Here is a 3,574-nt window from a genome sequence, read left to right on the forward strand (position 1 = left end):
GGCGGCGACGGTGCGCACCACGGCGGCCGTGTCGGTGACGTCGAGCACGACCGCATTCGCCCGGTCGCCGCGCTCGCGCAGCGCCTGCGCGGCGGCTTCGACCTCGGCGCCGCTGCGCGCCGCGAGCCACACCTCGGCGCCCGCCTCCGCAAGGGCCGCAGCGCAGGCCAGCCCGATGCCGCGGCCGGCGCCGGTGACGAGCGCGCGGCGGCCGTCGAGCCGAAAGCCGGGCGTGCGCGGCAGCATCATTCCCGCACGCGCTTCAGTTCTGCGCTGCCACCGGCTCGTACCACGCAAGGTCGGGCCGGTTGCCGTAGCGCCGCACACGGATGTTGGCCTGCTCGCCGTGGCCGGCAAAGTTCTCCATGTGGCACAGGCGCGAGCAGATGGCGCCGATCTCGGCGCTGGCCGCGTCGCTGGTGACGCGCTGGTAGGTGCAGGTCTTGAGGAACTTGCCGACCCACAGGCCGCCGGTGTAGCGCGCGTTCTTGTTGGTGGGCAGCGTGTGGTTGGTGCCGATCACCTTGTCGCCGAAGCTGACGTTGGTTCGCGGGCCCAGGAACAGTGCGCCGTAGTTCGTCATGCGCGCCAGAAACCACTCCGGGTCTTTGGTCATGACCTGCACGTGCTCGCTGGCGATGCGGTCGGCCTCGGCCAGCATTTCGTCGTCCGTATCGCAGACGATCACTTCGCCGTGCTGCTCCCAGCTCTGCCGCGCGATGCCGGCGGTCGGCAGCTTCAACAGTTGCTTCTCGACCTGCGCGATGGTCTCGCGGGCGAGCTTCTCGCTCGTCGTCAGCAACACGGCCGGCGAGGTGGGCCCGTGCTCGGCCTGGCCGAGCAAGTCGACGGCGCAGAGCTCGCCGTCGACCGACTCGTCGGCGATCACCAGCGTTTCGGTCGGGCCGGCGAAGAGGTCGATGCCGACGCGGCCGTAGAGCTGGCGCTTGGCTTCGGCGACGAACATGTTGCCCGGGCCGATGAGCATGTCGACGGCCCGGATGCTCTGCGTGCCGATGGCCATCGCCGCCACCGCCTGCACGCCACCCAGCACCAGGATCTGGTCGGCGCCGGCAAAGTGCATGGCCGCGACGATGGCCGGGTGCGGTGCTCCCTGGAACGGCGGCGCGGTGGAGACGATGCGCTTGACCCCGGCCACCTTGGCCGTCAGCACGCTCATGTGCGCCGAGGCGATCAGTGGGTACTTGCCGCCGGGCACGTAGCAGCCGACGGCGTTGACCGGGATGTGCTTGTGGCCGAGCACCACGCCGGGCAGGGTTTCGACCTCGACGTCGCGCATGCTGTCGCGCTGGATCTGGGCGAAGTTGCGCACCTGCTTTTGCGCGAAGCGGATGTCCTCGAGCTCGCGCGGCGACAGCTTCTTGACTGCCGACTCGATATCGGAGCGCGACAGCGTGAAGTCGGCCGGCTCCCACTGATCGAACTGGCGCGAGTACTGGCGCACGGCGTCGTCGCCACGCGCCTCGATGTCTTTCAAGATGCCTTCGACGGTGGTGCGGACCTTGGCGTCGGCTTCGGCCAATGCAGCAGCGCTGGCGCCGCGTTTGAGGTGGCGGATCACAGGGGTCTCCTTGGGCGGCCGGCTGTCAAAACGACACCGGCGGCGGTTCGGGTAAGGGGTCGGACAGCGCCAGCCGATGCTGCACGCGCGCACCATTGGCTTGAACGGATGCGATGGTCAGGGCCAGTCTGTGGTGCGCCTGCCGCGGCAGCGTAGCGGCTTGCACGCGCATGCGGTAGAGCGCGGCCACTGACTCGCCACTGCTGAAGGCGCGCATCACCCAGACCTGGCTGCTGCTGGCCGCGGCCGGCTCTTTCAACGCACCCAGCGCGGCGCTGCCGAGTTCGACGACGTGGGGCCAGGCGCCAACTTCGAGCTGCGGGTGGTCGCTCGCGTCGCCTTGGCAACGCTGGCGCAGCTGGCTCAGGAAGTCGTCGCGGGCCACCGGCACGGCGGGCTCGGCGGTGGCACCCGCGGCCGTGGTGGCGATCACCCACAGCCGGGCGATCACGCCGTCGACGAGATCGGCAAAGACGCCGTTGGCGCGGCCGTCGGCCGCGTCGTCGATGACCGCGATGGCCTGAGGAGACACCAGGACCTGCGCTGCGCTCGACAGAGCCAGCGGCTGGGCCTCGAACAGGTCGAGCGCGTCGGTGCGGCCGAAAATGGTGTGGCCGAAGGCCTCGACGCGCAAGGCGTTGGCCAAGCAGTCTGCGGCCGCGGCCTGGCCACACAGCAGCCGTTGCAGGACGGCCCAGGCGTCGGTGCCGGCAGCCATGAGGGCCGTGGTCGTGGCCGTGGTGGTGGCCTTGGAGCCAGCCGTGGTCCCGGCCGTGGCAGCCGTGGTCATGGTCGTCACCGCGAACCTCCGGCGGGCGCCTGGGCACCCAGGCCGCCATGCACCTGGCGCAGCACCGCCAGCTCATCGAATACTGTCTGGTCGCGCACGATGCGGCCGTTGCGCAGCACGTAATGGCTGCTGCCGGCCACCAGGATCTCGCGCCCCGTGGGCGGCCCCCAGGGCCCCGTGCCGGCATGCACGCCGCAGGCCGACCAGCGCAGCGCGACGGCCACTTCGCCGTGCGGCAGCGGGCGCGCAGCCCAATGGTCGATGGCCATCGTGAAGCGGTGCAACTGCGCGCGCAACTGCATCAGGCAACCGACCCAGTACCCGCGGCCCCAGCAGTTGCGGCCGGTGGGCCAGCAGACCTCGATGCTGGGCGAGACCTGGCGCGCGGCTTCGCCGTACAGGTCGTCGCGCCAGGCGGCGGCGAGCAGCCGTGCCGGCCCCGCTGCCGGGTGCTCGGGGTCGGCGGGGTCGGGCCCCTTCGGCTTTTGTTCCTGGCCGCGCACGCGGTCGATCCAGTCTTGCCGCCAGGCGTGGCGGGCCGGGTCGCCCAAGCGATCGGCTTCGGCTTGCGCCATGGCCACCTCGCGCGGCGAATGCCCCATCTGCAAGGCCGCGCGCGCGTTGTCTCGGAAGAGCCATTCCTCGACGATCAGGTTCTCGCGCACCAGGCAGTCGGCCACGGTGGTCGCCATCTGGGCACGGCCCGCACCGGCACCGTACAGCGCATCGACGCCCTCGTGCGTCGAGCGGCTGGTGATGCGGTGCGAGGAGTAGAAGAGCCCCGGCGCGTCTTCGCTCCAGATCACGTCTTCGGCAATCACCTGCCGGTCGGCGAAGGCCGCGAGCGCCGACAGCGTGCCCTGCACCACGACATCCACGCCGCAGCTCGGGCCATTCAGCGTGTGCATCACGCAGTCGTCGGCGTAGTGGGTGCGGCACAGGCCGACATCTTTCTGTTCCCAGATGCGGTGGGTGCAGCGAACGATGTAGTCGACGATGTCGCGGTAGACCGGCTCGAAACCGGGCAGGGCCTGCCGGTGCGGACCCTCGGCAAACAGGTCGGCCGCGGTGCGGCCGGCCGGCGAGCGCACCTCGGGCAACTGGTTCCAGAGGGCGGCGCTCATGCCGCTCCGCCCGGCCTGCTGCGGCAGTGCTGTGACGGCCACAATGCCGGCCCGCGCATTGCATGCGTATGCATAACA

At 70.6% G+C, this 3,574-nt stretch carries 4 protein-coding genes; all 4 read right to left on the bottom strand.

The features are described 5' to 3' along the window. On the bottom strand, nucleotides 1-249 hold a 249-nt coding region (locus tag RMO40_RS24675), incomplete at its 3' end, for an SDR family NAD(P)-dependent oxidoreductase (RefSeq protein ID WP_309726478.1). 13 nt (nucleotides 250-262) lie between these two features. Continuing rightward, a complete protein-coding gene (hisD, locus tag RMO40_RS24680) occupies nucleotides 263-1,582 on the bottom strand; it encodes a histidinol dehydrogenase (RefSeq protein ID WP_309726480.1) in 1,320 nt (439 codons plus the stop codon). 25 nt (nucleotides 1,583-1,607) lie between these two features. Further along, complete coding sequence (locus RMO40_RS24685) at nucleotides 1,608-2,381, bottom strand: hypothetical protein (RefSeq protein WP_309726482.1); 774 nt, start codon at nucleotides 2,379-2,381, stop codon at nucleotides 1,608-1,610. After that, the coding region (locus RMO40_RS24690) for an ester cyclase (RefSeq protein ID WP_309726484.1) at nucleotides 2,378-3,574 on the bottom strand (1,197 nt) is incomplete at its 5' end. The genes RMO40_RS24690 and RMO40_RS24685, both read right to left, overlap by 4 nt.

The sequence above is a fragment of the Rhizobacter sp. genome, from assembly GCF_031412075.1.
Lineage (GTDB): Bacteria > Pseudomonadota > Gammaproteobacteria > Burkholderiales > Burkholderiaceae_C > Rhizobacter.